Raw genomic sequence first — 22,241 nt, forward strand, 5'->3', positions numbered from 1 at the left:
ACAACAGCGGCTACCCCATGCCAGCCACACCCGACTCCCCTGGGTGTCCCGATCTTACGAATGACCCGAATCAACCCACGAAGAAAGGTATGGAAGCCATGCCCTCCCCTTCGCGGGGCGGCGGCCCGGCCGCCATGCCCAAGTACCAGCGGATCGCCGCAGCGCTGCGCCGCGATCTCGAGCGCACCGCACGCACCCCCGGCGGCAGACTGCCCTCCGAGCGCAGCCTGGCCGCCCGGTACGGGGTCAACCGGCAGACGATCAGGGCCGCCCTCCAGCACTTGCGCGAGGACGGCCTGGTCGTCACCGGCCGCCGCGGCACCCGGCCCGCCGTCACCGCCGTTGTCGGCCCGGCCGCTCCCGGCGGCGGGCCCGTGGCCGAGCCGGCGGGGGTCCGGTCCGCCTCCGCCGTGCCCGCCCTCACCCGCAGCTGGCTCACCCTCGTCACCGTCCCGCCCTCGCTCGCCGGACTGCTCGGCATGGCCGGCGGGGAGCGCACCCTGGTCCATCACCAACGCGAACGCGGCCCGGCCGGCGAGACCCTCCGGGACGCCGTCACGTACTTCAGCCCCGGCGTCGTCGCGCGCGACCCCGAGCTGGCCGCCTACCGCGGCCCGGGAGTGACGCTCCGCGACGGCGAGCTCGCCCCGCTGCGGCGCTGGCTCGACCGCGCCGCCGCGGGCGGCCGGGTCGCCGAGACCATCACCATGACCCGCACCACCCACCCGCCGGCCGTCTCCCCGGCCAGCGGCCTCACCGTGCGCCGCACCCTGCACGACGGCTCCGGCCGCCTGCTGGCCGTCACCGACCTGGCCTTCCCCACGTGGGACCGGCTGACCTTCCACCGCGACCGCCGCGACCCCGCGGCGACCGGCTTCCGCGTGACGTAGGTCGCCCCTCGGACCGCCCGGCGCCGGCCCGTCCGCCGGACGAACCGTGTGGGCTCGGACACGCCGCGGGCGGCGGCGCGCCGGGCCCGGCGCGCACTCGGGTCGCCGGGGGTCCGGCCCAACTCCGTCCCGGCGGCCGCGCGTCGCCGCCCGGCTCCCGGCGCGGCGCCGCGGGCCGCGGTTCCCCGATGTGCAAGTGACCTGAATCACGCTGGTGTTTGCGGTGGCGAATGCGGGGCATCGTGGACTGCTGGAGCGGAACCACGTCCTCCGGCCCTTGGTGCCAGAGACGGGGCGCACACGGGCAGATCCCGTCCCGCTCTACGGCCCCCGGTCCGCCGGCGCGCGCCGTACCCCGTACGACCCGTGAGGTTCATGTGTCCACGCTCCAAGCCGAGCACGTCTACAAGGTGTTCGGACGACGACCCGACGACGCGGTCCGCGCGCTCGAAAGCGGCACCGACCGCGACGAGTTGCGCGCCGAAGGCACCACGGCCGCAGTGATCGACGCGTCGTTCAGCGTCGAACCCGGCCAGATCTTCGTCGTGATGGGTCTGTCGGGGTCCGGCAAGTCCACGTTGCTGCGCATGCTGAACGGACTGCTGGAGCCCACCGCGGGACGCATCCTCTTCGGCGGCCAGGACCTCACCGCGCTCAGCGCGGGCGAGCTGCGCCGCGTACGGTCCACCAAGATCTCCATGGTCTTCCAGCACTTCGCTCTCTTCCCGCACCGGAACGTCCTGGAGAACGCCGGCTACGGCCTGGAGGTGCAGGGCGTCCCCCGCGCCGAGCGCGACCGCCGCGCCGCCGAGGCCCTGGCCCTGTGCGGCCTGGAGGGCTGGGAGACGTCCTGGCCCGACGAGCTCTCCGGCGGCATGCAGCAGCGGGTCGGCCTCGCCCGGGCCCTGGCCACCGACGCCGACCTCCTCCTCATGGACGAGTCCTTCAGCGCGCTGGACCCGCTGATCCGCCGTGACATGCAGGACCAGCTGCTGGAGCTCCAGCAGCGCTTCAAGAAGACCATCGTCTTCATCACCCACGACCTCAACGAGGCCATGCGCATCGGCGACGGCATCGCGGTCATGCGCGACGGCCGGATCGTCCAGCAGGGCACCGCCGAGGACATCCTCACCCGCCCCGCCGACGACTACGTCGCCTCCTTCATCCAGGACGTCGACCGCTCCCGGGTGCTCACCGCCGACGCCGTCATGGACGAGCCCGAGCAGGACGCGGAAGCCTGCGGCTGCCCGACCGTCCACGGCGACACCCCGCTGGCCGACCTGTGCGCCGTCAGCGCCCGGGTCCCGCACGCCGTCGCCGTCACCGATGAGGCAGGCGCCGTCGTCGGATCCGTGCCGCAGGACCGGCTCATCGCCTTCCTCGGTGACGAACAACGGCCGCCGATGGCCTGTGCGGAGGTGGCCGCCTGATGCCCCGCCTGCACCTCGGCTCCTGGGTCGACAGCGGTGTCGACTTCCTCCAGAGCCACCTGTCCTGGCTGTTCGACGCCATCAGCGCGCTCGTGACCGGCCTCTACGACGGCATCGACGCCGTCCTCTCCGCCCCCGCCCCGCTGCTCTTCGCGGGCATCCTCGCGCTCGGCGCCTGGTGGCTGCGCGGCCTCCTCGCGGGCCTGCTGGCCTTCGCCGGCCTCGCCCTCGTCGACTCCGTCGGCCTGTGGTCCGACGCGATGTCCACGCTCTCCCTCGTCCTGGTCGCGACCCTCGTCACGCTGGTCTTCGCGATCCCGCTCGGCATCTGGGCCTCCCGATCCGACCGGGTCAGCGCCGTCCTGCGCCCCGCCCTGGACTTCATGCAGACCATGCCCGCCATGGTCTACCTCATCCCCGGGATCATCTTCTTCGGGGTGGGCGTGGTGCCCGGCATCATCGCGACCATCATCTTCTCGCTGCCGCCGGGCGTACGGATGACCGAGCTCGGCATCCGCCAGGTCGACGCGGAACTCGTCGAGGCCGCGGAGGCCTTCGGCACCACCCCGCGCGACACCCTCTTCCGCGTGCAGCTGCCCCTGGCCCTGCCGACGATCATGGCGGGCGTCAACCAGGTCATCATGCTCGGCCTGTCCATGGTCGTCATCGCCGGCATGGTCGGCGGCGGCGGACTCGGCGGCGCCGTGTACCGCGCCATCGGCAACGTCGACATCGGCCTCGGCTTCGAGGCCGGCATCTCCATCGTCATCCTGGCCATGTACCTGGACCGGATGACCGGCGCCCTCGGCCGCCAGGTCTCCCCGCTCGGCCGGCGCGCCCTGGCCAAGGCGAAGGCCGCGGCCACCGGCGCCGCCAAGGTGTGGAACCACCGCCCCCAGCCCGTCCACGCCCTCAGCGGCGTCGTCGTGCTCGCGCTCGTCGCCGGCGGCCTCGCCACCTTCGGCGGCTCCACCGCCGAGGACGGACCGGCCGGCGCGGCGAACATCGGCAAGGGCCGCACGGTCTCCGTCGGATACATCCCCTGGGACGAGGGCATCGCCTCCACCTTCCTGTGGAAGGAGCTGCTGGAGCGGCGCGGCTTCAAGGTCGACGCCCGCCAGCTGGAGGCCGGAGCCCTCTACACCGGCCTGGCCGGCGGCCAGCTCGACTTCCAGACCGACTCCTGGCTGCCTGTCACGCACGCACAGTACTGGGAGAAGTACGGGAACAAGCTGGAGGACCTCGGGTCCTGGTACGGCCCCACCTCGCTGGAGCTGTCCGTGCCCTCGTACATGAAGGACGTCCGCTCGCTCGCCGACCTCAAGGGCAAGGCAGGCCGGTTCAAGGGCCGGATCATCGGCATCGAGCCGAGCGCCGGTGCCATGTCCATCCTCAAGGACAAGGTCCTGAAGGAGTACGGCCTCGAAGGCGAGTACCAGGTCGTCGACGGCTCCACGCCGGGCATGCTCGCCGAGCTCAAGCGGGCCTACGAGAAGCAGGAGCCCGTGGCGGTCGTGCTGTGGTCCCCGCACTGGGCGTACTCCACGTACGACCTGACCAAGCTGGAGGACCCGAAGACGGCCTGGGGCAAGGGCGACGGGATCCACACCCTCGCCCGCAAGGGCTTCGCCGCCGACGAGCCCGAGGTGGCCCGCTGGCTGCGCTCGTTCAAGCTCAGCGAGGAGCAGCTGACCGGCCTGGAGGCGAAGATCCAGGAAACCGGCAAGGGCAAGGAGCAGGAGGCGGTCCGCGCCTGGCTGGCGGACCACCCCGAGGTGGACCGGCTCGCCTGACGGCGAGCGGCGAAGGCGCCGGCGCGCGCGGGACCCCGTACGGTCCCACGCGCGCCGGCGCCTTTCGTGTGGCCCGGGGACCGGGTCAGCCGACCAGGACGCGGTCCGCTGCCTCCTGCGGACCGGCGGCCCCGCGGGAGCGTCGGCGGGGCCGCACCGGCCACCACGTGGACCGGCCCAGCAGGGCGGCCAGCGCGGGCACCAACACGATCGACAGGACGAACGCGGAGAGCAGGATCCCGAGGGCCGTCGCGAAACCGATCTGCTGGGTGGACGGGGCCGGGGTGACGGCCAGGCTCCCGAAGGACGCGGCGAGCACCAGCCCCGCCGTGGCGATGGCGGGGGCCGTGTGCCGCACGGCGCGGCCCACCGCCGCCCGTGCCGGACCAGGCCGCTCCATCTCCTCCCGGATCCGGTCGCTCATCAGGATGTTGTAGTCCGTGCCCAGCGCGACGACGAACAGGAACAGCACGAGCGGGAGGGTGAAGTCCACCCCGGGCCGGTCCAGGGCGTGCTGGAACACCAGGGTCGAGGCGCCGAGGGTGGCGGCGAACCCGAGCCCGACCGCGGCCAGCAGGATCACCGGCGCCAGCAGGCTGCGCAGCAGCGCGAGCAGGATCAGCGCGATGAGCACCGCCGCCACCGGGAAGACCACCTTCAGGTCCTTGTCCACGGCGGTCGAGATGTCGGCGAAGAGCGCCGGCGTACCGCCCACGTGCGCCTCCGTCCCGGCGGGCGCGTGGGCCCGTACCGCGGCCCTGACCGGGCCGGTGACCAGGTCGCGGGCCTCCTTGCGCTGCGGGTCGGCCGTCAGGAACAGGTCGATGCGGGCCGCCCGCCGGTCCTCGCTCAGCACGGTCTGCGCGACCTGGCCCACGCCGTCGACCCCGGCGAGCGCCCCGGACAGCCCGCCGAGACGCTCGACGGTGAGCGCGCCGCCGTCGGAGGCCGTGACGAACACGCTCGTCGGGTCCGACACCCCGGCCGGCAGGGCACGTGAGATCTCGTCGGCGGTGACGACCGCGGCGGTGCGCTCCGTACCCGCGCCACCCTGCCCGTAGTCCATGCGCATCCCGACGACACCGGCGGCCAGCGTGCCGAGCAGCGCCACCGAACCCAGGACCAGTGCCAGTGGCCGCCGTGCCACCCGGTCGCCCAGCCGCGCGGCGGAGCCGGGGCGGGGGGCGTGCTTCAGGGCCTTGGACGGCCAGAACATCCGGCGCCCGGTGACCGCCAGGAGGGCCGGCATCAGGGTCAGGCTGCCCAGCAGCATCACCAGTACGGACAGGGCGATGGCCGGCCCGAGCACCCGGAACTGCCCGAAGGAGGCGACCCCGAGCGTGGCGAACGCGGCGACGATGGTCAGCGCCGCGGAGGTGATGGCCGTACCCACCCGGCCGGCGACCTCGGCGGCCGCCTCGCGCCCGGACTGCCCGGGGTGTTCACGCAGTTGTTCGCGGAAGCGGAAGAGGAGGAAGAGGAAGTAGTCGATGCCGATGCCCACCAGCACCACGCTGATCAGCCCGGGCGTGGAATCGGCCAGTCCGGTCCCGGTGAGCAGCGCCGCGCCGACCACGACTCCGGCCGCGGCGCCGCCGATCACGGAGACCGCGAGCAGCGGCAGCAGAGCCGCCAGGACGCTGCGGAAGACCAGGACGTGCAGCAGGACGATGACGCCGAGCATGAGCGACCCGACCACCGTCGTCCTGGTCTTCTCGGCGTCCGCCGTGTCCACCCGGTCGGCGATCCCGCCGGTGAAACCGGTGCGCAGTCCCTCCGCCGCGAACGCGTCCCGGGCGGCGTCCCGGAAGGCGCGGTAGGTGTCCTGCACCCCCGGATCGGCGGGATTTCCGGTCAGTTCGACGGAGAGCAGGCGGAAGGAGCGGTCGGGCGCCGTCATGGCCGGGCTGACCCGCGGAACCTGCGAGTGGTCCTCGGCGAGGGGCATCGTGTCCTCGGTCCGGGGCATGGCGACCCGCTTCCGGGCCAGCTGCGCGGCCTGCGCGTCGATGCGCTGCTCGTCGGCGGCGCCGAGCGGCGCGTCGTCCGAGCGCGCCACCAGCAGGGTCAGGAGGTTGGCGTCCGGCTTCACGCCGAACCGCTCCTCCGCGATCTTCAGGGCCGCCGCCGAATCGTAGTGCGCGGGCAGGAACCCGCCGTTGCCGGGCTGGGTGGCGCGGAAGACGAAGGCCTGGCCCAGGATGGTGGCGGCGATGCCCAGGACCGCCCACAGGGCGATGACCTTCCACGGACTTCGCGTCGAGAATCGGGTCAGGGCGCGGATCACTGGTCTCCTCCGGTCTGTGCGGTACGGCCGGTGTTCCCGGCCTGACTCCAGACCATCAGCGGAGCGCGGCGAAAACGTCGGGGCGGGGGAGGATCCGCACCGCGGGACCAGAGTCCGTACGGGGGCACCGACCAGGACCCGAGTCCTGGTACGGGCCCCTACCGAGGGCCGGTGGCACAGGACGGGGGCGGTGCCAGAATGGAGCACCGGAGAGCGCGGCCGCGCGCACCCGGCACCTGCCGGGAGGGGCGGCCCGCGGGGGAGGACCGGCAGCATGGGTGTGGGTATGAGTGTGGGGGCGGATGCGGATGCGGATGCGGGTGTGGGTGTGGGCGTGGGGGAGGACCGGGACGCGGGCCGCGACACCGGCAGCCGTACGCAGGGCCGTGTGACCGGCAGCCCCGACACCGGCCGCGGCACCGCACACCGCGACACGGGCCGGGCCGCCGCCCCGGGCGCGGACGGCGGAGCCGAGCGCTCACCGTGGACCCGTAACGACGCCCTCGTCGCGGTCGCGGCCGGCGCCATCGACCTCGTCGGCTACTCCCTGGGCATGCAGACCGAGGGCCGCGTCCTGAGCGTGACCGCGGCCCTCGCCCTGATCCTCTCGGCGATGCCCCTCATCGCCCGGCGCGTGCGGCCGGTGACGGTGCTCGCCGCCGTCCTGGCCCTGGGCGCACTGGTGAACCTGGCCACCCCGCCGACCCCGCACTTCACCCTCACTCTGTTGGTGGCCCTCTACACGGTGGCCCGGTTCAGCCGGCCCGCCGTGGCCGCGTCGGCGGCGGTCGTGGCGGTGCCGCTGATCTCCGCCGGCCAGGGCGGTTGGCCGCTGCCCTTCGGCTGGTCGGGCCTGCTCGCGAACGCGATCGGCACCCTCGGCGCCGTCGGCGTCGCGGCCGTGGTCAACCACCGGCAGCGGGAGGCCGAGGTCCACCGGACCCTGCTCGCGGACCGGGCGGTGGCCGAGGAACGCCGCCGGATCGCCCGCGAGCTGCACGACATCGTCGCCCACCACATCACCACCATGCAGCTGATGGCGGGCGGGGCCCGGGCGAACCTCGCGCACGACCCCGAGGTCGTCCGGGAGGCCCTCGTCACCCTGGAGGACTCCGGGCGGATGGCGCTGCGCGAGATGCGCCAACTCCTCGACGTCCTGCGGGCCGGGGAGGAACCGGAGCACACCCCGCCGGCTCCCCAGCCCGGGGCCGGCGACCTCGACCGGATCGTCACCGAGTCCCGGCTGGCCGGCACCGAGACCGAGTTCACCGTGGACGGCCCGGTCCGCCCGCTGCCGCCGACCGTGGGCCTCACCGTCTTCCGCATCGTGCAGGAGGCGCTGACCAACACCCGCAAGCACGCGGGGCAGGCACGGGCCCACGTACGGCTCACCTACCGCCGGGACGAGGTGGCCGTGGAGGTGCGCGACGACGGGGCGGGAGCGCAGGCACCGGCCTCCCGGCCCGCGGCGCGCCCCGGGTACGGTCTGATCGGCATGCACGAGCGTGTCGCCCTGCAGGGCGGAACCCTGGAGGCCGCCCCACTCGACGGCGGAGGCTTCCGTGTGGCGGCCCGCCTCCCGGTCCCGGCCGCGAGCCCGGCGTACGGCGAGAGAGAGGAACAGCAGTGATGATCCGCGTGCTCATAGCCGACGACCAGCCGCTGGTGCGGCGCGGCCTGGCCCTGATCCTGGGGCCCGACCCGGAGTTCGAGGTCGTCGGCGAGGCCGAGGACGGGGCCCGGGCCGTGGCCCTCGCCCGGGAGCTGCGGCCCGACGTCGTCGTCATGGACATCCGGATGCCGGTCCTCGACGGGGTCCAGGCCACCGAGGAACTCGCGCGGACGCTCCCCTCGACCCGCGTCCTCGCCCTCAGCACCTTCGACATGGACGAGTACGTGGTCGCCGCCCTGCGCGCCGGCGCGTACGGCTTCCTGCCCAAGGACATCTCCCCGGAGGAGCTGATCGCCGCCGTCCGCATCGTCCACACCGGCGAGGCCGCCGTCGCGCCGCGGCTGTTGACCCGGCTCATCTCCGCCTACGTACGCACCCCCGTGCGGCCGTGTTCGTGGGCCGCCGAGACCCCGGCCGATCTCACCCCGCGCGAACTGGAGATCTGGCGTCTGCTGGCCGGCGGCCGGGGCAACGCCGAGATCGCCCTGGACCTGGACATCAGTGTCTCCACGGTCAAGAACCACATCACCGGCATCTTCGGCAAGTTGGGCGTCCGCGACCGCGCACAGGCGGTGATCGCGGCGTACGAATCCGGCCTGGTCGAGGCCGGTTGTGCGAGCGGTTGATCACCAAGTGCCCGCAAGAGCACCGGAATTTTCCTGGTGACCGCACCTCTGACCAGCCAGAACACTGGATGATTCGCCCGTGCGGAGAAGGGTGGCTCCATGGCACAGTGCGATCAGCCCGACCGCACGCACGACCAGGGAGCCGCCATGCGCGATCCGCACGCCACGCCGCTCGCGGCCGCCCCCGACCGCGTGCCGGAGGCGGAGCCGGGCCCGCTGCCCCGCTGTCCCGTGTGCGACGGCGCACCCGCACGCATCTCCTGGCGCCAGCGCCCGGGCTGGCCGGTGACCCTGGTCTTCGAGCCCTGCGGCCACCACTGGTCGACTCCGGCCCCACCGCTCCTGGCGGTCACCCCGCCCCCACGCCCCGGCCTCGCCACCTGAGGACCGTGCGCGGGCCCGGGTCGGGGGAGCGGGTCCGTCGCCGGTCGGGCGGGGCAGTTGCGCGTCGTCGTAGGCCCACCGCGAGAGTGCCGGCGCCGCAGCGCCGGACCCGACGGGGCCCTTCCGGGCCGCCGCCACGGCCCCTCGGTGTCCGGCGCCCGCTACAGACCCCGGCCGCCGGCCAGTTCACGGCTGGCCTCCCACAACCGTGCCGCGACGGAGGGGTCGGCGAGGTGGTTCCACACCGGTTCGCTTCGGGGCTCGCCGCGCAGGCCGAACACGCGCGGTCCCCACAGCTGACCTCCTCGCACGGCCGGGTCGAGCACCGCCCGGACCGCGGACCGGGCACCGGCGTGCTTGCCCTGGAGGAGGAGGGCCGCGGGTGCCGCGCCCAGCCGCGCGCCGGCGGTCCGCACATGGACCGGTGGGCGTGACGGGGTGAGGGAGTCCAGCGCACCGCCGGGATGGACCACCACGCTCGCCACCGTGCTGCCGCGGGCGCGCAGGCGGCGGTCGAGTTCGACGCCGAAGTACATCTGGGCCAGCTTGGAGCGTCCGTAGGTGCGCTTGGGCCGGTAGTCCTTACGGGACTGCAGGTCGTCGAGGTCGAGCCGCTCGGACTTCGCCGCGAAGCTGCCCATGGTCACCACGCGGGCCGCCGGCGCGGCCGACAGCAACGGCATCAGCCACCGGGTCAGGGCGAAGTGCCCGAGGTGGTTCGTGCCGAACATGAGCTCGTGACCGTCCGCGGTCTCCCTGCGCGGCGGGTCGTCAAGGGCGACGCCGGCGTTGTGGACCACCGCGTCGAGGCGTTCCACCCCGAGTGATTCCACCGCTGTCCCGAGCGACGAGAGGTCGGCGAGGTCCAGCCGTACGGCCCGTACGCGCGCCCCGGGCACGCGCGCACGGATCGAGGCCGTGGCGGCTTCGGCCTTGGCGGGATTCCGGCTGCCGAGCACGACGGTGGCCCCGGTCGCCGACAACTGCTCCGCGACGAAGTACCCGATGCCGGCGTTGCCGCCGGTGACCAGGAAGACGCGGCCGTCGGCCCGGGGCGGTCGTCGGCGGTTCCAGGACGGGGCGGCGGATGTGGACGTCATGGCGACGGGGTCCCTTGCTGTCGGAGGCGGCTGCGGCTGCCCCCTCGGGCAACTCGACGCCCACCGTTCCAGCGCCCACCGACACATCACCGACGGATCGGCGACCGTCCCGCCGGACGACCGACAGCCCGCGGACACGGCGCCCGCCGACGGGCCGCCGACGCCCCGTGGCGCACCGCGCGCGGCTGGGAGCGGCGGCGTCCGTCCCCGGTCAGTCGCGGTACACGAGGACGAAATCCCCGTACGGGTGTGTGCCGTGGCCGTCCGCCGTCTCGTCGAGTGCCCTGCGCAGCGTGCGCAGATGGCCGGCGGTGAGCTGGAGCGGAGGCTCGTCCGGCTGGTGCAGGGTGCCGCGGGGGTAGTCCTCGCCCGCCGCGCTCCTCTCGATGTGGCAGCCGAGGACATGGCGGACCGGCCGGGTGGCGCAGAAGTCCAGGAGCCGGTCGACGGTGGCCGAGTAGGCCGCCCGGTCCTCGATGTAGAGCCGCCCCGGATAGAGGGAGTCCCCGGTCAGCAGGAGGCCGGTGTGACGGTCGTGGAAGACCAGGGCGGCCCGCTGGTGCCCGGGGCCGGGGATCAGGTCGAGGATCCGGCCGCCCAGGTCCAGTGTGCCGGTGCGGTGCGGCCAGTCGGTGAGGCCGAAGGCGGCCGTGACCTCGTCCGGTCCGGGTCCCACGACCGTGGTGAGGGGCCGGTCCGCGAACTGGGGGTCCGCGGCGACGTGGTCGCCGTGCCGGTGGGTGTGGGCGACCAGCAGCGGGTACGCGGGCCGCGGGTGGCGTTCCAGCCAGTCCGTCACGAGCCGGTCGACCGTTTCCCGCAAGGGGAAGTGGGCCGGGTCGGCGGTCGCGCCCGTGTCGAGGAGCAGCGCCCGGTCATTGCCGAAGAAGAGGAAGAGGAACGGGGCTTCGTAGTGCACGGACTTGTTCTGGCGCAGGATCACCGTGTGTTCGGAGTAGGCGTGGACCTGGATCTCCGGGGCCGGGTCGTGCTTCGGGGAGGGCCAGCCCGCGTGCCAGACGACGTCGAGACTGCCGGAAACCGGGGCGCCCCGGAGAAAGTCGATCACGCGTCCAACCTACCGTCGACGTCGGCGGCCGGGGAGTGAGGCGTCGGGCGGGCGCGCTCATCGGCCGGCGCCCGGCTCGCGCGCGCCACCCGATCGCGGTTTCGTGGTGGCAGGGGCGTGTGCACCGATGCGGCGGCATCGACCGCCGGACCGAGCCCTCGCCGTAACGGAGGAGGGCGGAACATGTCCGCACCAGGTCGCACAGACCGCCGCCGACGCCGTGGAGCGGTCCTCACCGCGGCGCTGGCCTGCTCGGCGCTGCTCGCCGGGCCCGGACCGGCCGCCGCACGCAGCGCGCCCCCGACGCCCACCGCCCCCTCACCGTCACCCTCGGCGACCCCGCCGAAACTCGACTGGAGTCCGTGCAGGCCCGGCAGTCCGTGGGACTGCGCCACGGCGAAGGTGCCGCTCGACCACGCCGCGCCCGCGGGCCGCGCCATCGACCTGGCGGTCGTCCGCCGGCAGGCCACCGACCCCGGCCGGCGCATCGGCACCCTGTTCGTGAACCCCGGCGGCCCCGGGGGCCCCGGCACCGTGCAGGTGCCGCAGAACTACGACGCCTTCCCCAAGGAACTGCGGGAACGGTTCGACATCGTCAGCTGGGACCCGCGTGGGATCGGCAACAGCACCGCCGTGAACTGCTTCGACACCACCGAGGAGGCCGCTTCCTGGGCGGCCCGCGCACCCGGCGGTTTCCCGGTGGGCGCACAGGAGCGGAAGGCGTGGATCGACGCGTACGAGGACCTCGGCCGGCGCTGCGAGAAGCGCGACCCCGACCTGCTGCGCCACGTGTCGACCGCCGACACCGCTCGGGACCTCGACCTGCTCCGCCGGGCGGTGGGCGAACCACAGCTGAACTACCTCGGCGTCTCGTACGGCACGATCCTCGGCGCCACCTACGCCAACCTCTTCCCCCGCAGCGTCCGCGCCATGGTCCTCGACAGCAACATCGCCCCCCGGGCCTGGACCGACGACGCCCGGCAGGGCGAGCCCGACACGACGACCCTCCTGCGGATGGGCTCGGACGTCACCGCCGCGGCCACCCTGGACCGGTTCCTCACCCTGTGCGGATCGGCGCCCGCGGCCCGCTGCGCCTTCTCGGCGGGCAGCCCCGAGGCCACCCGTGACAAGTTCGACCGGCTGATGAGGCGGCTGCGGGAGCGCCCGATCGGCCCGTGGACGTACGCCAAGCCGGTCGCCGACACGGTCAACAGCCTCTACATCGTCGACCCCGGCTGGACGGCCCTAGCGGGCAGGCTCCAGGAGCTCTCGCAGGGCCGGGCCCCCCAGCCCCCGGTGTACCCGCCGCCGCCCCCGGTGGACCGGCCGAACCCGTACCTGGGGGACGAGCAGGCGGCGGCCGTGTGGTGCGCCGACAGCCCCAACCCGCGCGACCCCGCCGCCTACCACGGCCTGGAGGAGGACAGCGCCCGGCGGGCCGGCGACGCGGGACGCTTCTGGACGTGGGCGGCGGAGCCCTGTGCCACCTGGCCGGCCCGGTCCGCCGCCGGGTACGACGGTCCGTGGAACAGCCCCACGGCCCGTCCCGTGCTGGTGATCGGGACGCGGTACGACCCGTCCACGCCCTACGCGGGCGCCCGGGCCATGGCCGGTGAGCTGGCGGACGCCCGCCTGCTCACCAACGACGGGTACGGGCACACCGCGCTGTTCAACAACGGCAGCAGCTGCGTCAGCGCGTACGAGAGCCGCTACTTCGTGGACGGGACGCTTCCGCCGCCCGGTACGGTCTGCCGCCCGGACCGGGTTCCTTTCTCCTGACGGGCGGCCGGGCGCTCGGGCGTCACGGGCTGGTGCCGTGGCCTGCTTGACGTTGTCCTGGTGTTCACCCCGTTGATGCTCGAAGGTGCGTGATGCAAGCTGGCTTCGAGCATCATCTTTCATTCATGGGGAGTGCGGCGCTATCTTGTCGGGCGCATGCCAAAGAGCTGTGTCCGCTTCGCGGACCGCACGAGGAGCTGCCCATGAGACTGCCGAGCATCCGCAGGAGCCAGCGCCGACACGACCAGCACGACGGGCAACGCCGATTACGGGCCCCTGCGCGACCGGGCCGGCGCCGCCGCACCCCGGGAGCGGCCCTGCTCGCCGCCGCCCTCGCCGTCGCGGGCCTGGCCGCGGCGGGCCCCCTCGCCCCGCCCGCCGCCGCGGCCCCCGCCGGTGCCACCGCCACCGCGGGGGACGTCACCGGCTTCACCCGGTCCGGGAACACCTTCACCGTCACGGCCTCCGGCGGGGCCAGGGCCCGCGTCGTCGTCGCCCGCGCGGACATCTTCCGCCTCTGGCTCTCCCCGGACGGTGCCTTCACCGACGACCCGGCCGGCTCCGACCTCGCCACCACCACCGACTTCGGCTCCGTGGCCACGTCCTGGTCCGACGCCGGCGCGTACTACCGGATCACCACCGGAGCCCTCTCCATCCGGGTCAACAAGGCGCCCCTGCGCTTCTCCGTCTACCGGGCCGACGACTCCACCCCCGTCTGGCAGGAGACCCAGCCCACCAGCTGGACCGGCAACCGGACCACCCAGTACCTCGCCCGCGGCGCGGACGAGCAGTTCTACGGAACGGGCCTGCGCCTGGGCGAATGGGCGCTGCGCGACAAGACCGTCCCGATCGCCGTCGACAACGGATGGCGCGAGAACGACAACGCCAGCCCCGCGCCCTTCTACATGTCCACCAACGGCTACGGCGTCATGCGCAACACCTGGGCCCCGGGCTCGTACGACTTCCACGCCCCCACCGCCCTCACCCACGACGAGAAGCGCTTCGACGCCTGGTACTTCACCGGCGACTCCCTCAAGTCCGTGCTCGACGCGTACACCGACGTCAGCGGAAAGCCGTTCATGGCCCCGATGTGGGGCTTCGAGCTCGGCAACGCCGACTGCTTCAACGCCTCCAACCCCGACTACCAGGGCGATCACAACCGGCCGCGCCACCAGACCACCCCCGACGTCGTCGGCTACGCGACCGACGCCCGCGCCGCCGACATGCCCTCGGGCTGGTTCCTGCCCAACGACGGCTACGGCTGCGGCTACACCGCTCCCCTCAAGTCCACAGTGGACGCCCTCAAGGCCAAGGGATTCCAGACCGGCCTGTGGACCTCCACCGGCCTCGGCTCCATCGCCGACGAGGTCGGAACGGCCGGCAGCCGCGGGGTGAAGACCGACGTGGCGTGGATCGGCAGCGGCTACAAGTACGCCTTCGACGGCGTACGGCAGGCCGTCGACGGGATCGAGAAGAACTCCGACGCCCGCCGCTACGTCTGGACCGTGGACGGCTGGGCGGGCACCCAGCGCAACGCCGTGGTCTGGACCGGCGACACCCACGGCACCTGGGACGACATGCGCTGGCACGTCCCCGCGATCACCGGAGCGGGCCTCTCCGGCCTCAACTACGCCGCCGGCGACGTCGACGGGATCTTCGGGGGCAGCCCCAAGACCTACACCCGCGACCTCCAGTGGAAGGCCTTCACCCCGGCCTTCATGACGATGTCCGGCTGGGGCGCGACCAACCCGTCCGCCGGCTACCAGGACAAACAGCCCTGGCGCTTCGCCGAGCCCTACCTCTCCATCAACCGCAAGTACCTCCAGCTCAAGATGCGGCTGATGCCCTACCTGTACACGATGAGCCGCGTCGCCCACGAGAGCGGTGTACCCAGCACCCGCGCCATGGTCCTGGAGTACCCCGACGACCCGGTGGCCCGCGGGAACGCCACCAGCGGGCAGTTCATGGCCGGCGACTCCCTCCTCGTCGCGCCCGTCGTCTCCGACACCTCGGTCCGGGACGGCATCTACCTCCCCGCCGGGACCTGGACGGACTACTGGACGGGGAAGACCTACGCGGGCCCGGGCCGCCTCAACGGCTACCGGGCGCCGCTCGACACCCTCCCGCTCTTCGTCAAGGGCGGCGGCATCGTGCCGATGTGGCCGCAGATGAACCACACGGGGGAGAAGCCCGTCTCCACCCTCACCTACGACATCCACCCGCGCGGCACCTCCTCCTTCAGCCTCTACGAGGACGACGGCCGCACCCGCGCCTACCAGTCCGGCGCCTACGCCCGCCAGCGGGTCGACGTCGCCGCCCCGACGGCCGGCTCCGGCACGGTCACCGTCAACGTCGGCGCTCCCACCGGCAGTTACGCCGGCAAGCCGGCCTCCCGCGGTTACGAGTTCACCCTCCACGTGGCCTCCGCGCCGACGGCCCTCACGGTGGACGGAGCCATGTCGACGCGCCTGACCTCCAAGACTGCCTACGACTCCGCCGCATCGGGCTGGTTCTTCGACCCGGCGGACCGGTCCGGGGTGCTCTGGGTCAAGACGGGCTCCAAGGCGGGTGCCTTCAGCGTCTCGGCCACCGACACCAGTCTTCCCTCCGCCGAACCCGTGCCCTCCGCCGCCCCCATCGACCAGTCGGCCTGGTCCCTCGTCCACGCCGACAGCCAGGAGACCGCCGCCGAGAACGGCGCCGCCGTCGGCGCCTTCGACGGGAATCCGGCGACGCTGTGGCACTCCGCCTGGTCCGGCGCGAAGCCCGCCGCGCTGCCGCACGAGATCCAGATCGACCTCGGCGCCCGCCACACGGTCGACGCCCTCGGCTACCTGCCCCGCCAGGACGGCGGCGTGAACGGCCGGATCGGCGGCTACGAGGTCTACGTCTCCGACACCACCGCCGACTGGGGGCCGCCGGTGGCGAGCGGCACCTTCCCCGACACGGCAGCCGCAAAGACCGCAGCCCTCACCCCGAAGAGCGGACGCTACCTGCGCCTCAAGGCCCTCACCGAGGCCGGCGGGCGCGGCCCCTGGACCAGCGCCGCCGAAATCACCCTCACCGGCCGCCCGGCCCCGCTGCCCGCCGACGCCACCCTCGTCAACGCGGCCTCCGCGACCTGCCTGGACCTGCCGCACAGCGCGACCACGCCGGGCACCGAACCCACCCTCTACACCTGCCACGGCGGCCCCAACCAGCGCTGGACCCTCCAGGGCGACGGCCGCCTCACCGGCCTCACCGGCGTCTGCCTCGACGGCGCGAACCCCGCCCGCGTCACCATCCGGACCTGCGACGGCAGCCCGGGCCAGACCTGGCAGGCGGGACCTCAGAGCACCCTGCGCACCGCCGGCCAATGCCTCACCCCGGCCGGCTCGGGCACCGCCAACGACACCACCCTCACCCGCGCCGCCTGCGACAACACCCCGAACCAGCGTTGGACCTTCACTCCCTGACCCCCTCAGCCGCCGAGCACGGCCCGGCACTCCCGCCGGGCCGGCTCGCTCAACAGCCCCCCGAACCGGCCGAAGAGTTGCAGGAGTCCGGCTCCCCACGCCGCACGGAAGGCGGGATCGACGCGTGCCAGATCGAGCTCGTTGGCCGCCGACAGCTCGGCGAAGTCGCCGCGCAGCGCCACGGCGGGGGAGTGGACACGACCGGTGAACCGGTCCCGGAAGGCGGCCTCCTCGTGGGCGAGCGTCGGATACGAGGCCGCCCGGTCGCAGGCGGCGTAGACGTACACGATCGCCTCGGCCTCCTCGCCGATCACCTCGGCGAGCTCGGCCCGCCGGTCGAGCGGCAGCAGGGCCGTAGGGAACCCGTCCGTACCGTAGAAGGCGTGGCACAGGCCCGCCCGTTGCAGCGCGGGCCGCGCACCCCAGGACGCGAGCAGCGCCCGTACGCGCTCCAGGTGCGCGAGCAGGGTCCCGCCGGGGTGGGCGAGGTCCTGCGCACCGAGCTCCCGCAACCACGCGACGGCACGTTCCGACACGGGGACTCCCTCGGTCGTGGTGGTGGGTCGGCACCCGTCCACACCTTTCGCCGGGGGTCCGGACCCCGTGACGAAGGCGGGGACGGGTTGCCGCCCGGGCCCTGCATTGATCTTGATCCAGCCGAAACCCCAAGTCAATCCTCCGGTTTGCTCCCGACATCCAAGCGATATCTTGGGTCTCGTGACCCTCGACGATCTTCGTGTGTTCGTGGCCGTCTGCCGCGCCGGCAGCCTCAGCGCCGTCGCCCGCGACCTCGGCTGCACCCAGTCGGCCGTCAGCCAGCACGTCCGCCGCCTGGAGAAGGAGACCGGCACGAGCCTCCTGGAGCGCCACGCCCGGGGGGTCGTGCCCACCGAGGCGGGCCGCATCCTGCAAGTCGCCGCGGCGGACGGCATGGCCGGTCTCGACGGAGCCCTGCGCCGCGTGGACGACCTCCTACGGGGCGGTGGCGGCTCGGTGCGCGTCACCACCGGCGCGACGACCGTGCGGCACTTCATGTCCGAGGCGGTCGTCACCTTCCGCCGCCTCCACCCCGGGGTGAGCCTGGAGTTCCAGACCGAGAACTCCAGCCGCAGCTGCTTCGACGCCCTCGCCGCCGACGACCTCGACCTCGCCTGGATCACCATCGGCAGACCGGTCCGCGGCATCGAACAGCGCCCGGTCATGGAACTGCCCTGGGTGCTCGCCGTCCGCGCCGACGACCCCCTCGGCGCCCGCCCGCACATCGATCCGGCCGACCTCGCCGGCATCCGGCACATCCGGCTCCCGGAGAACTCCGCCTCCCGCGCCCACCTCGACGCCGCCTTCGCCGAGTCCGGCATCCACGTACGCTCCGACACCAGCGTGGCCGACTGGGACACCGCCCTGCTCCTCGCCGAACTGGGCCTGGGCCACGCCGTCGTGCCCGCGCTGCCCGGCTGGCAGGTCCCCGGCACCGACGGCCCGCTGCGGCTCGTACCCGTTCCCGCCCTGCCGCCGCTCGGGGTGGGATGGGCGGTCCGCCGCTGGTCCGCCCTCGCCCCGCCGGCCCTCGCCTTCGCCGACGAGGTCGCCCGCAGCTGCCGGGCGCGCGCGGCCGGGCAGCGGTGACGCCCCGGTGCACCCGGCCCCCACGGGGTTCGGCCGCTGGCGAGGACGTGGGGCGCCGGGCGGAGGATGATGGAGTGGCCGGGGACGAAGGCCAGGCGTGATCCCGCGGCCCGGCGGAGGAGGTGCACGTGCCATGACGGAGCACGACGGCGGTCCGGCGGCGCGGAATCTGGAGGAGGGCAAGCTCCTGAAGGAGCTGGAGGCCATCCACCGCACGCGCCACGAGACCCTGCTGCACGGGTCCGACGACGCGCTGGTCACCCACACGAAGCGGATGAACGAGCTGGAACACGAGTACGTACGCCGCCACCCGCAGCGGGCCCAGACCGCGGGCCGCACCCGCTCCGGGGCCCGGGCGCGCGGCGCCGAGTAGCCAAGCCACCGCCGACCCGCCCCGTAGCGGTCGGGCCAACGGACGGGCTCGTGAGCAGCTCCCGTACCGCGCTCCGGTGGACGAGGGGGCGCGCTGGGGTGCGTGCCCGGCGGATTCGATGACGCGACGACGCAGTGTGGGCTTCCTTTGCCTCGAATGAGACAATCTTGTATCGTTCGAGGCGAAGGAGGCTCATCGTCATGGTGCGCGAAGAAGAACTGTTGGACGGCGCCGCTCGCGTCCTCGCCGGCGATCACAGTGCCTCGATGGTGCAGATCGCCGCCGGGATCGGGACCAGCCGCGCCACGCTCAGCCGCCGCTACGCGACCCGCGAGGCGCTGCTGAAGGCCGTCGCGGTCCGCGCGATCGAGGTGGTCGACGGGTGCCTGGCCCCGCTCGACCTGGCCCAGGACGCCGACGGGGCCGCGTTCGACGCCGCCCTGGAGGACCTGGTCCTCGCCCTGCTGCCCGCCGCGCACCTCTACGGTTTCACCTCACGCGACGCCACCGTGCTCGCGGACCCGGAGTTCCGCGCCGGCGTGGACCGGCAGGACCAGCGGGCCCTGGCCTTCCTCGCCCTGGGCCAGCGGCTGGGGCGGCTGCGCGCCGACCTGCCGCCTTACTGGATCTGGTACTCGCTCTGGGGCCTGCTCGACGCGGCCGCCGAGGGCGTACGCGACGGCCACCTCGCCCGCCGCCAGATCGGCCACCTGATCCTGACCTCCTTCCTCGGTGGAACGCGGCCCGCCGCGCGGCCCCCTGCCGGCGACCCCGCACCCTGACCCGCGCGCCACCGCGCGCACCCCGCGCGCACGCCGTGAACGACTCTGAACGGAACCCGATGCACACCCCCGCGCAGGCCCCCCACAGGTGGATCGTCCTGGCGATCCTCTCCGGCAGCCTCCTGCTCATCTCCATGGACACCACGATCCTCAACGTGGCCTTCCCCTCGCTCGTCGGCGACCTCCGCCCCGGCGCGGTGCAGCAGCTGTGGATCATCGACGTCTACGCGCTCGCCCTGTCCGGCCTGCTGGTCACCGCGGGCGCGCTCGGCGACCGCTGGGGGCGCAAGCGGCTGCTCATGGCGGGCTTCGGCATCTTCTCGGTGGCCTCGCTCATAGCCGTGTTCTCCACCGAGGCCTGGCACGTGATCGCCGCCCGCGCCCTGCTCGGCATCGGCGGCGCGGCCATCATGCCGTCCACCGTGTCGATCCTGCGCACCGTCTTCACCGACGCCAAGGAGCGCGCCTTCGCGCTCGCCGTCTGGGCGGCCGTCTTCGGCGGCGGCATGGCCTTCGGGCCGGTGATCGGCGGGCTCCTCGTCCAGGACTACGGCTGGCACTCGGCCTTCCTCCTGAACCTTCCCCTCGCCGCCGTCATCGTCGCGGCAGGCCTGCGCTACCTGCCCGAATCGCGTTCCCCGCGCGGCACCGGTGCCTGGGACTGGTGGGGCGTCGGCCAGTCGGTCGTCGGCATGCTCGCCCTCGCGGGCGGCATCAAGCAGCTCGGCAAGAGCGGGGTCGCCGACCCGCTGCCCTGGGCCCTGCTCCTCGTCGCCGCCGTCGCGCTGACCGTGTTCGTACGCCGCCAGCTGCACCTCGACCACCCGCTGTTGCAGGTCCGGCTGTTCGCCAAGCCCGCCTTCAGCGTCGCGGCGACCGCGATCTTCCTGCCCATGGTGGGCATGGGCGCGATCCTGTTCCTCGTCACCCAGTGGTTCCAGTACGGCGAGGGCTACACCCCGCTCCAGGCCGGCGTGCGCCTCCTGCCCGCCCCGCTCGCCTTGATCGCCGCCTCGATGCTGGCCCCCTCGCTGATGCAGCGCTTCGCGATCCGCCACGTGCTCGGCGCCGGACTGGTCGTCCTGGCCGCCGGCATGGCCCTGCCCTGGACCCTCCAGCAGTTCACCGACCTGGGCTATCCGGCCTTCGCGACCGCCCTGACCGTCATGGGTGCCGGCGCCGGCATCGCGACCACGGTGGCCTCGGTGACCCTGGTCTCCGCCGCGCCCGCGGCCGAGGTCTCCAGCGCCGCCGCCATAGAGGAGACCTGCTACGAGCTCGGCTCGGCCATGGGCGTCGCCGTCCTCGGCTCCACCGCGGCCGTGCTCTACCGCGGCAACCTGCCCGCCCTCGACCTGGACGGCCCCACCGCCGCCGCCGTACGGGACTCCGTCGGCGAGGCCGCGCACACCGCGGAGCGGCTCGGCGGCTCCGTCGGCCAGGCCCTGCTCGACACCGCCTCGCAGGCCTACACCCTGGCCATCACCCCGGCGTTCCTCCTGGCCGGCGGTCTCGTGATCGTCGCGGCGGCCACCACCTGGTCGCTCATTCCGCGGGACCTGCGGCCCACCGAGAACCACTGAGCCGCGCCGGCCGGAACGCGGGCGCGGCGGGCGCCGGCCCCAGGGTGGTGGTGCCCGGAGCCGCCCGGTGGCCGAGGCCCGTGCGGTAGGCGTCCATCGCCGCCTCCACCCGGCCCGTACGCCGCATCAGGTCGCCGAGCAGTCGGCACAGGTCCGCGAGGTCCCCGCTCGCCCCGCTGCGCTCCAGCAGCGCCAGCGCCTGCACGTAGTGCTCCTCGGCCGCCTCGGTGTCGCCGCGCTCCTCCGCCATCAGGCCGAGGAGCCGGTGCGCGCCGCCCGCGTGGACGGCGCCGTGGCGGTCCCCCAGGTCCAGCAGCGCGGAGAGCAGTGCGGAGGCCTCCTCGTACCGGCCCAGCTGCCGCAGTACGTCGGCCAGTTCGACCTCCACCTGGGCCGTGTAGAGGCCCGCGCGCCGGGCCGACAGCATGTCCCGGGCCGTGCGCAGCTCCCGTTCCGCCGAGGCGAGCTCGCCGTTCTGGGCCTGTACGTATCCGCGCATCCAGTGGCAGTGCGCCAGATCCGTCCGCAGCCGCAACTGCCCGTAGATCGCCTGGGCCTTGGCGAGGGAGGCGTCGGCGTCGGCCACCCGCCCCTCGGCGAGGAAGGTCCGGGCCACCTGCCGGTGCATCCCGGCCACCAGCGCCGGGTCGTTGACCTGCGGGGCCAGCGCGAGCGCGAGCTCGGCGGCGTGGGCGGCGCGGGCATGGGCGCCCATGTCGATGTACGGCCCGATCACCGCCGCGTGGAGCAGCACCAGCGCGTCCGGATCGGCCAGCCCGCTCGCGCCCAGCTCGTCGATGGTGGATTCCAGGAGGTAGCAGGCGTAGCGCAGCTCACCGGCGAGCAGGTGGGCCACGGCGCGCCCGCGGATCGGCCGGGCGCGACGGGGCAGCGGCTGGTCGGCCAGCAGCCGCTCGGCCTCCTCGAAATGGGCGATCGCGTCCGGGAGTTCACCGGCCTCCAGGGCGCATTCGCCGAGCCCGAGCCGGGCCTCGGCCCGCTCGGGGACGAGCCCGAGGTCCTCCGCTTCGGTGAGCAGGCGCCGGTAGCGTACGGCGGCCTCCACGGCCTCGCCCGTCGCGAGCGTCTGCTGGGCGTCGGTGAGGGCGAGGCGCAGCTCGGTGGCCAGGTGGGCGGGACGGCCCGTGGTCAGCTCCTCGTACGAGGTGCCCAGGCGCGCGGCGAGGAAGCGCAGCGCGGTCTCGGAGGGGCGGACCTTGCCCGACTCCAGAGTGGAGACATAGGCCGAGGTATAGGCCGGCTCCGCCAACTGCCTCTGCGTCATACCCAGTTCACTGCGCATGCGCTGAACCCGGCGGCCGATCAGGGCCGGTTCGTCCATGAAGTCCCCCTGGTTGCTCGAACTCCCCAGTATTCAGGGGGAGCAGGCAT

Annotated in this window: 17 protein-coding genes; 12 read left to right on the forward strand and 5 right to left on the reverse strand. The window is 73.7% G+C overall.

Going from position 1 to position 22,241, the window contains the following annotated elements:
- Positions 1 to 98 precede the first annotated feature (98 nt).
- The 3 genes from ACFYP3_RS08980 (at position 99) to ACFYP3_RS08990 (ending at position 4,113) form a co-directional block, all read left to right on the forward strand.
- On the forward strand, positions 99 to 890 hold the full coding sequence (locus ACFYP3_RS08980) for a GntR family transcriptional regulator (protein WP_388829038.1): 792 nt from the start codon (positions 99 to 101) through the stop codon (positions 888 to 890).
- Positions 891 to 1,267: 377 nt separating this feature from the next.
- A complete protein-coding gene (locus ACFYP3_RS08985) occupies positions 1,268 to 2,320 on the forward strand; it encodes a glycine betaine/L-proline ABC transporter ATP-binding protein (protein ID WP_388829041.1) in 1,053 nt (350 codons plus the stop codon).
- The gene (locus tag ACFYP3_RS08990; protein WP_388829044.1) at positions 2,320 to 4,113 is read left to right on the forward strand and encodes an ABC transporter permease/substrate binding protein; all 1,794 of its coding nucleotides are present in this window, start codon (positions 2,320 to 2,322) and stop codon (positions 4,111 to 4,113) included. Before ACFYP3_RS08985 ends, ACFYP3_RS08990 begins: the two co-directional genes overlap by 1 nt.
- A gap of 85 nt (positions 4,114 to 4,198) precedes the next feature.
- On the opposite strand, the gene ACFYP3_RS08995 is transcribed toward ACFYP3_RS08990, so the two are convergent.
- Entirely contained in the window at positions 4,199 to 6,400 is a 2,202-nt protein-coding gene (locus ACFYP3_RS08995) for an MMPL family transporter (RefSeq protein ID WP_388829047.1), read from the reverse strand.
- Between the two features lie 322 nt (positions 6,401 to 6,722).
- Here ACFYP3_RS08995 and ACFYP3_RS09000 point away from each other — a divergent pair, with 322 nt between their 5' ends.
- The 3 genes from ACFYP3_RS09000 (at position 6,723) to ACFYP3_RS09010 (ending at position 9,082) form a co-directional block, all read left to right on the forward strand.
- Positions 6,723 to 8,030 carry a sensor histidine kinase gene (locus tag ACFYP3_RS09000; protein ID WP_388829050.1) on the forward strand — a complete coding sequence of 436 codons (1,308 nt, stop codon included), beginning with the start codon at positions 6,723 to 6,725 and terminating at the stop codon, positions 8,028 to 8,030.
- Positions 8,030 to 8,698 carry a response regulator gene (locus tag ACFYP3_RS09005; RefSeq protein WP_388829053.1) on the forward strand — a complete coding sequence of 223 codons (669 nt, stop codon included), beginning with the start codon at positions 8,030 to 8,032 and terminating at the stop codon, positions 8,696 to 8,698. The genes ACFYP3_RS09000 and ACFYP3_RS09005 overlap by 1 nt, the downstream gene beginning before the upstream one ends.
- A gap of 99 nt (positions 8,699 to 8,797) precedes the next feature.
- Positions 8,798 to 9,082, forward strand: coding sequence for a hypothetical protein (locus tag ACFYP3_RS09010; RefSeq protein WP_388829056.1), 285 nt, complete (start codon positions 8,798 to 8,800; stop codon positions 9,080 to 9,082).
- A 161-nt stretch (positions 9,083 to 9,243) separates the two neighbouring features.
- On the opposite strand, the gene ACFYP3_RS09015 is transcribed toward ACFYP3_RS09010, so the two are convergent.
- Both ACFYP3_RS09015 and ACFYP3_RS09020 read right to left on the reverse strand, forming a co-directional pair.
- On the reverse strand, positions 9,244 to 10,182 hold the full coding sequence (locus ACFYP3_RS09015; RefSeq protein ID WP_388829059.1) for an SDR family NAD(P)-dependent oxidoreductase: 939 nt from the start codon (positions 10,180 to 10,182) through the stop codon (positions 9,244 to 9,246).
- Positions 10,183 to 10,393: 211 nt separating this feature from the next.
- A complete protein-coding gene (locus ACFYP3_RS09020) occupies positions 10,394 to 11,251 on the reverse strand; it encodes an MBL fold metallo-hydrolase (protein WP_388829062.1) in 858 nt (285 codons plus the stop codon).
- 183 nt (positions 11,252 to 11,434) lie between these two features.
- Here ACFYP3_RS09020 and ACFYP3_RS09025 point away from each other — a divergent pair, with 183 nt between their 5' ends.
- Positions 11,435 to 13,030, forward strand: coding sequence for an alpha/beta hydrolase (locus ACFYP3_RS09025; RefSeq protein WP_388829065.1), 1,596 nt, complete (start codon positions 11,435 to 11,437; stop codon positions 13,028 to 13,030).
- Positions 13,031 to 13,233: 203 nt separating this feature from the next.
- On the forward strand, positions 13,234 to 16,485 hold the full coding sequence (locus tag ACFYP3_RS09030; RefSeq protein ID WP_388829068.1) for a TIM-barrel domain-containing protein: 3,252 nt from the start codon (positions 13,234 to 13,236) through the stop codon (positions 16,483 to 16,485).
- A 5-nt stretch (positions 16,486 to 16,490) separates the two neighbouring features.
- Here the strand turns inward: ACFYP3_RS09030 and ACFYP3_RS09035 are convergent, their stop codons facing one another.
- Positions 16,491 to 17,021, reverse strand: coding sequence for a DUF6817 domain-containing protein (locus ACFYP3_RS09035; RefSeq protein ID WP_388829071.1), 531 nt, complete (start codon positions 17,019 to 17,021; stop codon positions 16,491 to 16,493).
- A 181-nt stretch (positions 17,022 to 17,202) separates the two neighbouring features.
- On the opposite strand from ACFYP3_RS09035, the gene ACFYP3_RS09040 reads away from it, so the two are divergent.
- The 4 genes from ACFYP3_RS09040 to ACFYP3_RS09055 all read left to right on the forward strand — a co-directional run bounded on the left by ACFYP3_RS09040 (position 17,203) and on the right by ACFYP3_RS09055 (position 20,849).
- Positions 17,203 to 18,111 (forward strand): LysR family transcriptional regulator, encoded by a 909-nt coding sequence (locus tag ACFYP3_RS09040; protein ID WP_388829074.1) that lies wholly within the window; start codon positions 17,203 to 17,205, stop codon positions 18,109 to 18,111.
- A 133-nt stretch (positions 18,112 to 18,244) separates the two neighbouring features.
- Positions 18,245 to 18,484: a DUF6158 family protein gene (locus ACFYP3_RS09045; RefSeq protein ID WP_388829077.1), complete on the forward strand. Its 240-nt coding sequence runs from the start codon at positions 18,245 to 18,247 to the stop codon at positions 18,482 to 18,484.
- 200 nt (positions 18,485 to 18,684) lie between these two features.
- Complete coding sequence (locus tag ACFYP3_RS09050) at positions 18,685 to 19,266, forward strand: TetR/AcrR family transcriptional regulator (protein ID WP_388829080.1); 582 nt, start codon at positions 18,685 to 18,687, stop codon at positions 19,264 to 19,266.
- A gap of 59 nt (positions 19,267 to 19,325) precedes the next feature.
- Positions 19,326 to 20,849: an MFS transporter gene (locus ACFYP3_RS09055; RefSeq protein ID WP_388829083.1), complete on the forward strand. Its 1,524-nt coding sequence runs from the start codon at positions 19,326 to 19,328 to the stop codon at positions 20,847 to 20,849.
- On the opposite strand, the gene ACFYP3_RS09060 is transcribed toward ACFYP3_RS09055, so the two are convergent.
- Positions 20,812 to 22,191: a tetratricopeptide repeat protein gene (locus ACFYP3_RS09060; protein ID WP_388829086.1), complete on the reverse strand. Its 1,380-nt coding sequence runs from the start codon at positions 22,189 to 22,191 to the stop codon at positions 20,812 to 20,814. The genes ACFYP3_RS09055 and ACFYP3_RS09060 overlap by 38 nt on opposite strands.
- Between the last annotated feature and the right edge of the window lie 50 nt (positions 22,192 to 22,241).

Origin of the sequence: Streptomyces sp. NPDC005533 (assembly GCF_042871845.1) — a bacterium.
GTDB lineage: Bacteria > Actinomycetota > Actinomycetes > Streptomycetales > Streptomycetaceae > Streptomyces.

Coding starts and splice junctions, on each gene's coding strand:
- ACFYP3_RS08980 (WP_388829038.1), top strand. CDS start 99: ATGCCCTCCCCTTCGCGGGGCGGCGGCCCGGCCGCCATGCCCAAGTAC.
- ACFYP3_RS08990 (WP_388829044.1), top strand. CDS start 2,320: ATGCCCCGCCTGCACCTCGGCTCCTGGGTCGACAGCGGTGTCGACTTC.
- ACFYP3_RS09005 (WP_388829053.1), top strand. CDS start 8,030: ATGATCCGCGTGCTCATAGCCGACGACCAGCCGCTGGTGCGGCGCGGC.
- ACFYP3_RS09010 (WP_388829056.1), top strand. CDS start 8,798: ATGGCACAGTGCGATCAGCCCGACCGCACGCACGACCAGGGAGCCGCC.
- ACFYP3_RS09015 (WP_388829059.1), bottom strand. CDS start 10,182: ATGACGTCCACATCCGCCGCCCCGTCCTGGAACCGCCGACGACCGCCC.
- ACFYP3_RS09025 (WP_388829065.1), top strand. CDS start 11,435: ATGTCCGCACCAGGTCGCACAGACCGCCGCCGACGCCGTGGAGCGGTC.
- ACFYP3_RS09030 (WP_388829068.1), top strand. CDS start 13,234: ATGAGACTGCCGAGCATCCGCAGGAGCCAGCGCCGACACGACCAGCAC.
- ACFYP3_RS09045 (WP_388829077.1), top strand. CDS start 18,245: ATGACGGAGCACGACGGCGGTCCGGCGGCGCGGAATCTGGAGGAGGGC.
- ACFYP3_RS09050 (WP_388829080.1), top strand. CDS start 18,685: ATGGTGCGCGAAGAAGAACTGTTGGACGGCGCCGCTCGCGTCCTCGCC.
- ACFYP3_RS09055 (WP_388829083.1), top strand. CDS start 19,326: ATGCACACCCCCGCGCAGGCCCCCCACAGGTGGATCGTCCTGGCGATC.
- ACFYP3_RS09060 (WP_388829086.1), bottom strand. CDS start 22,191: ATGGACGAACCGGCCCTGATCGGCCGCCGGGTTCAGCGCATGCGCAGT.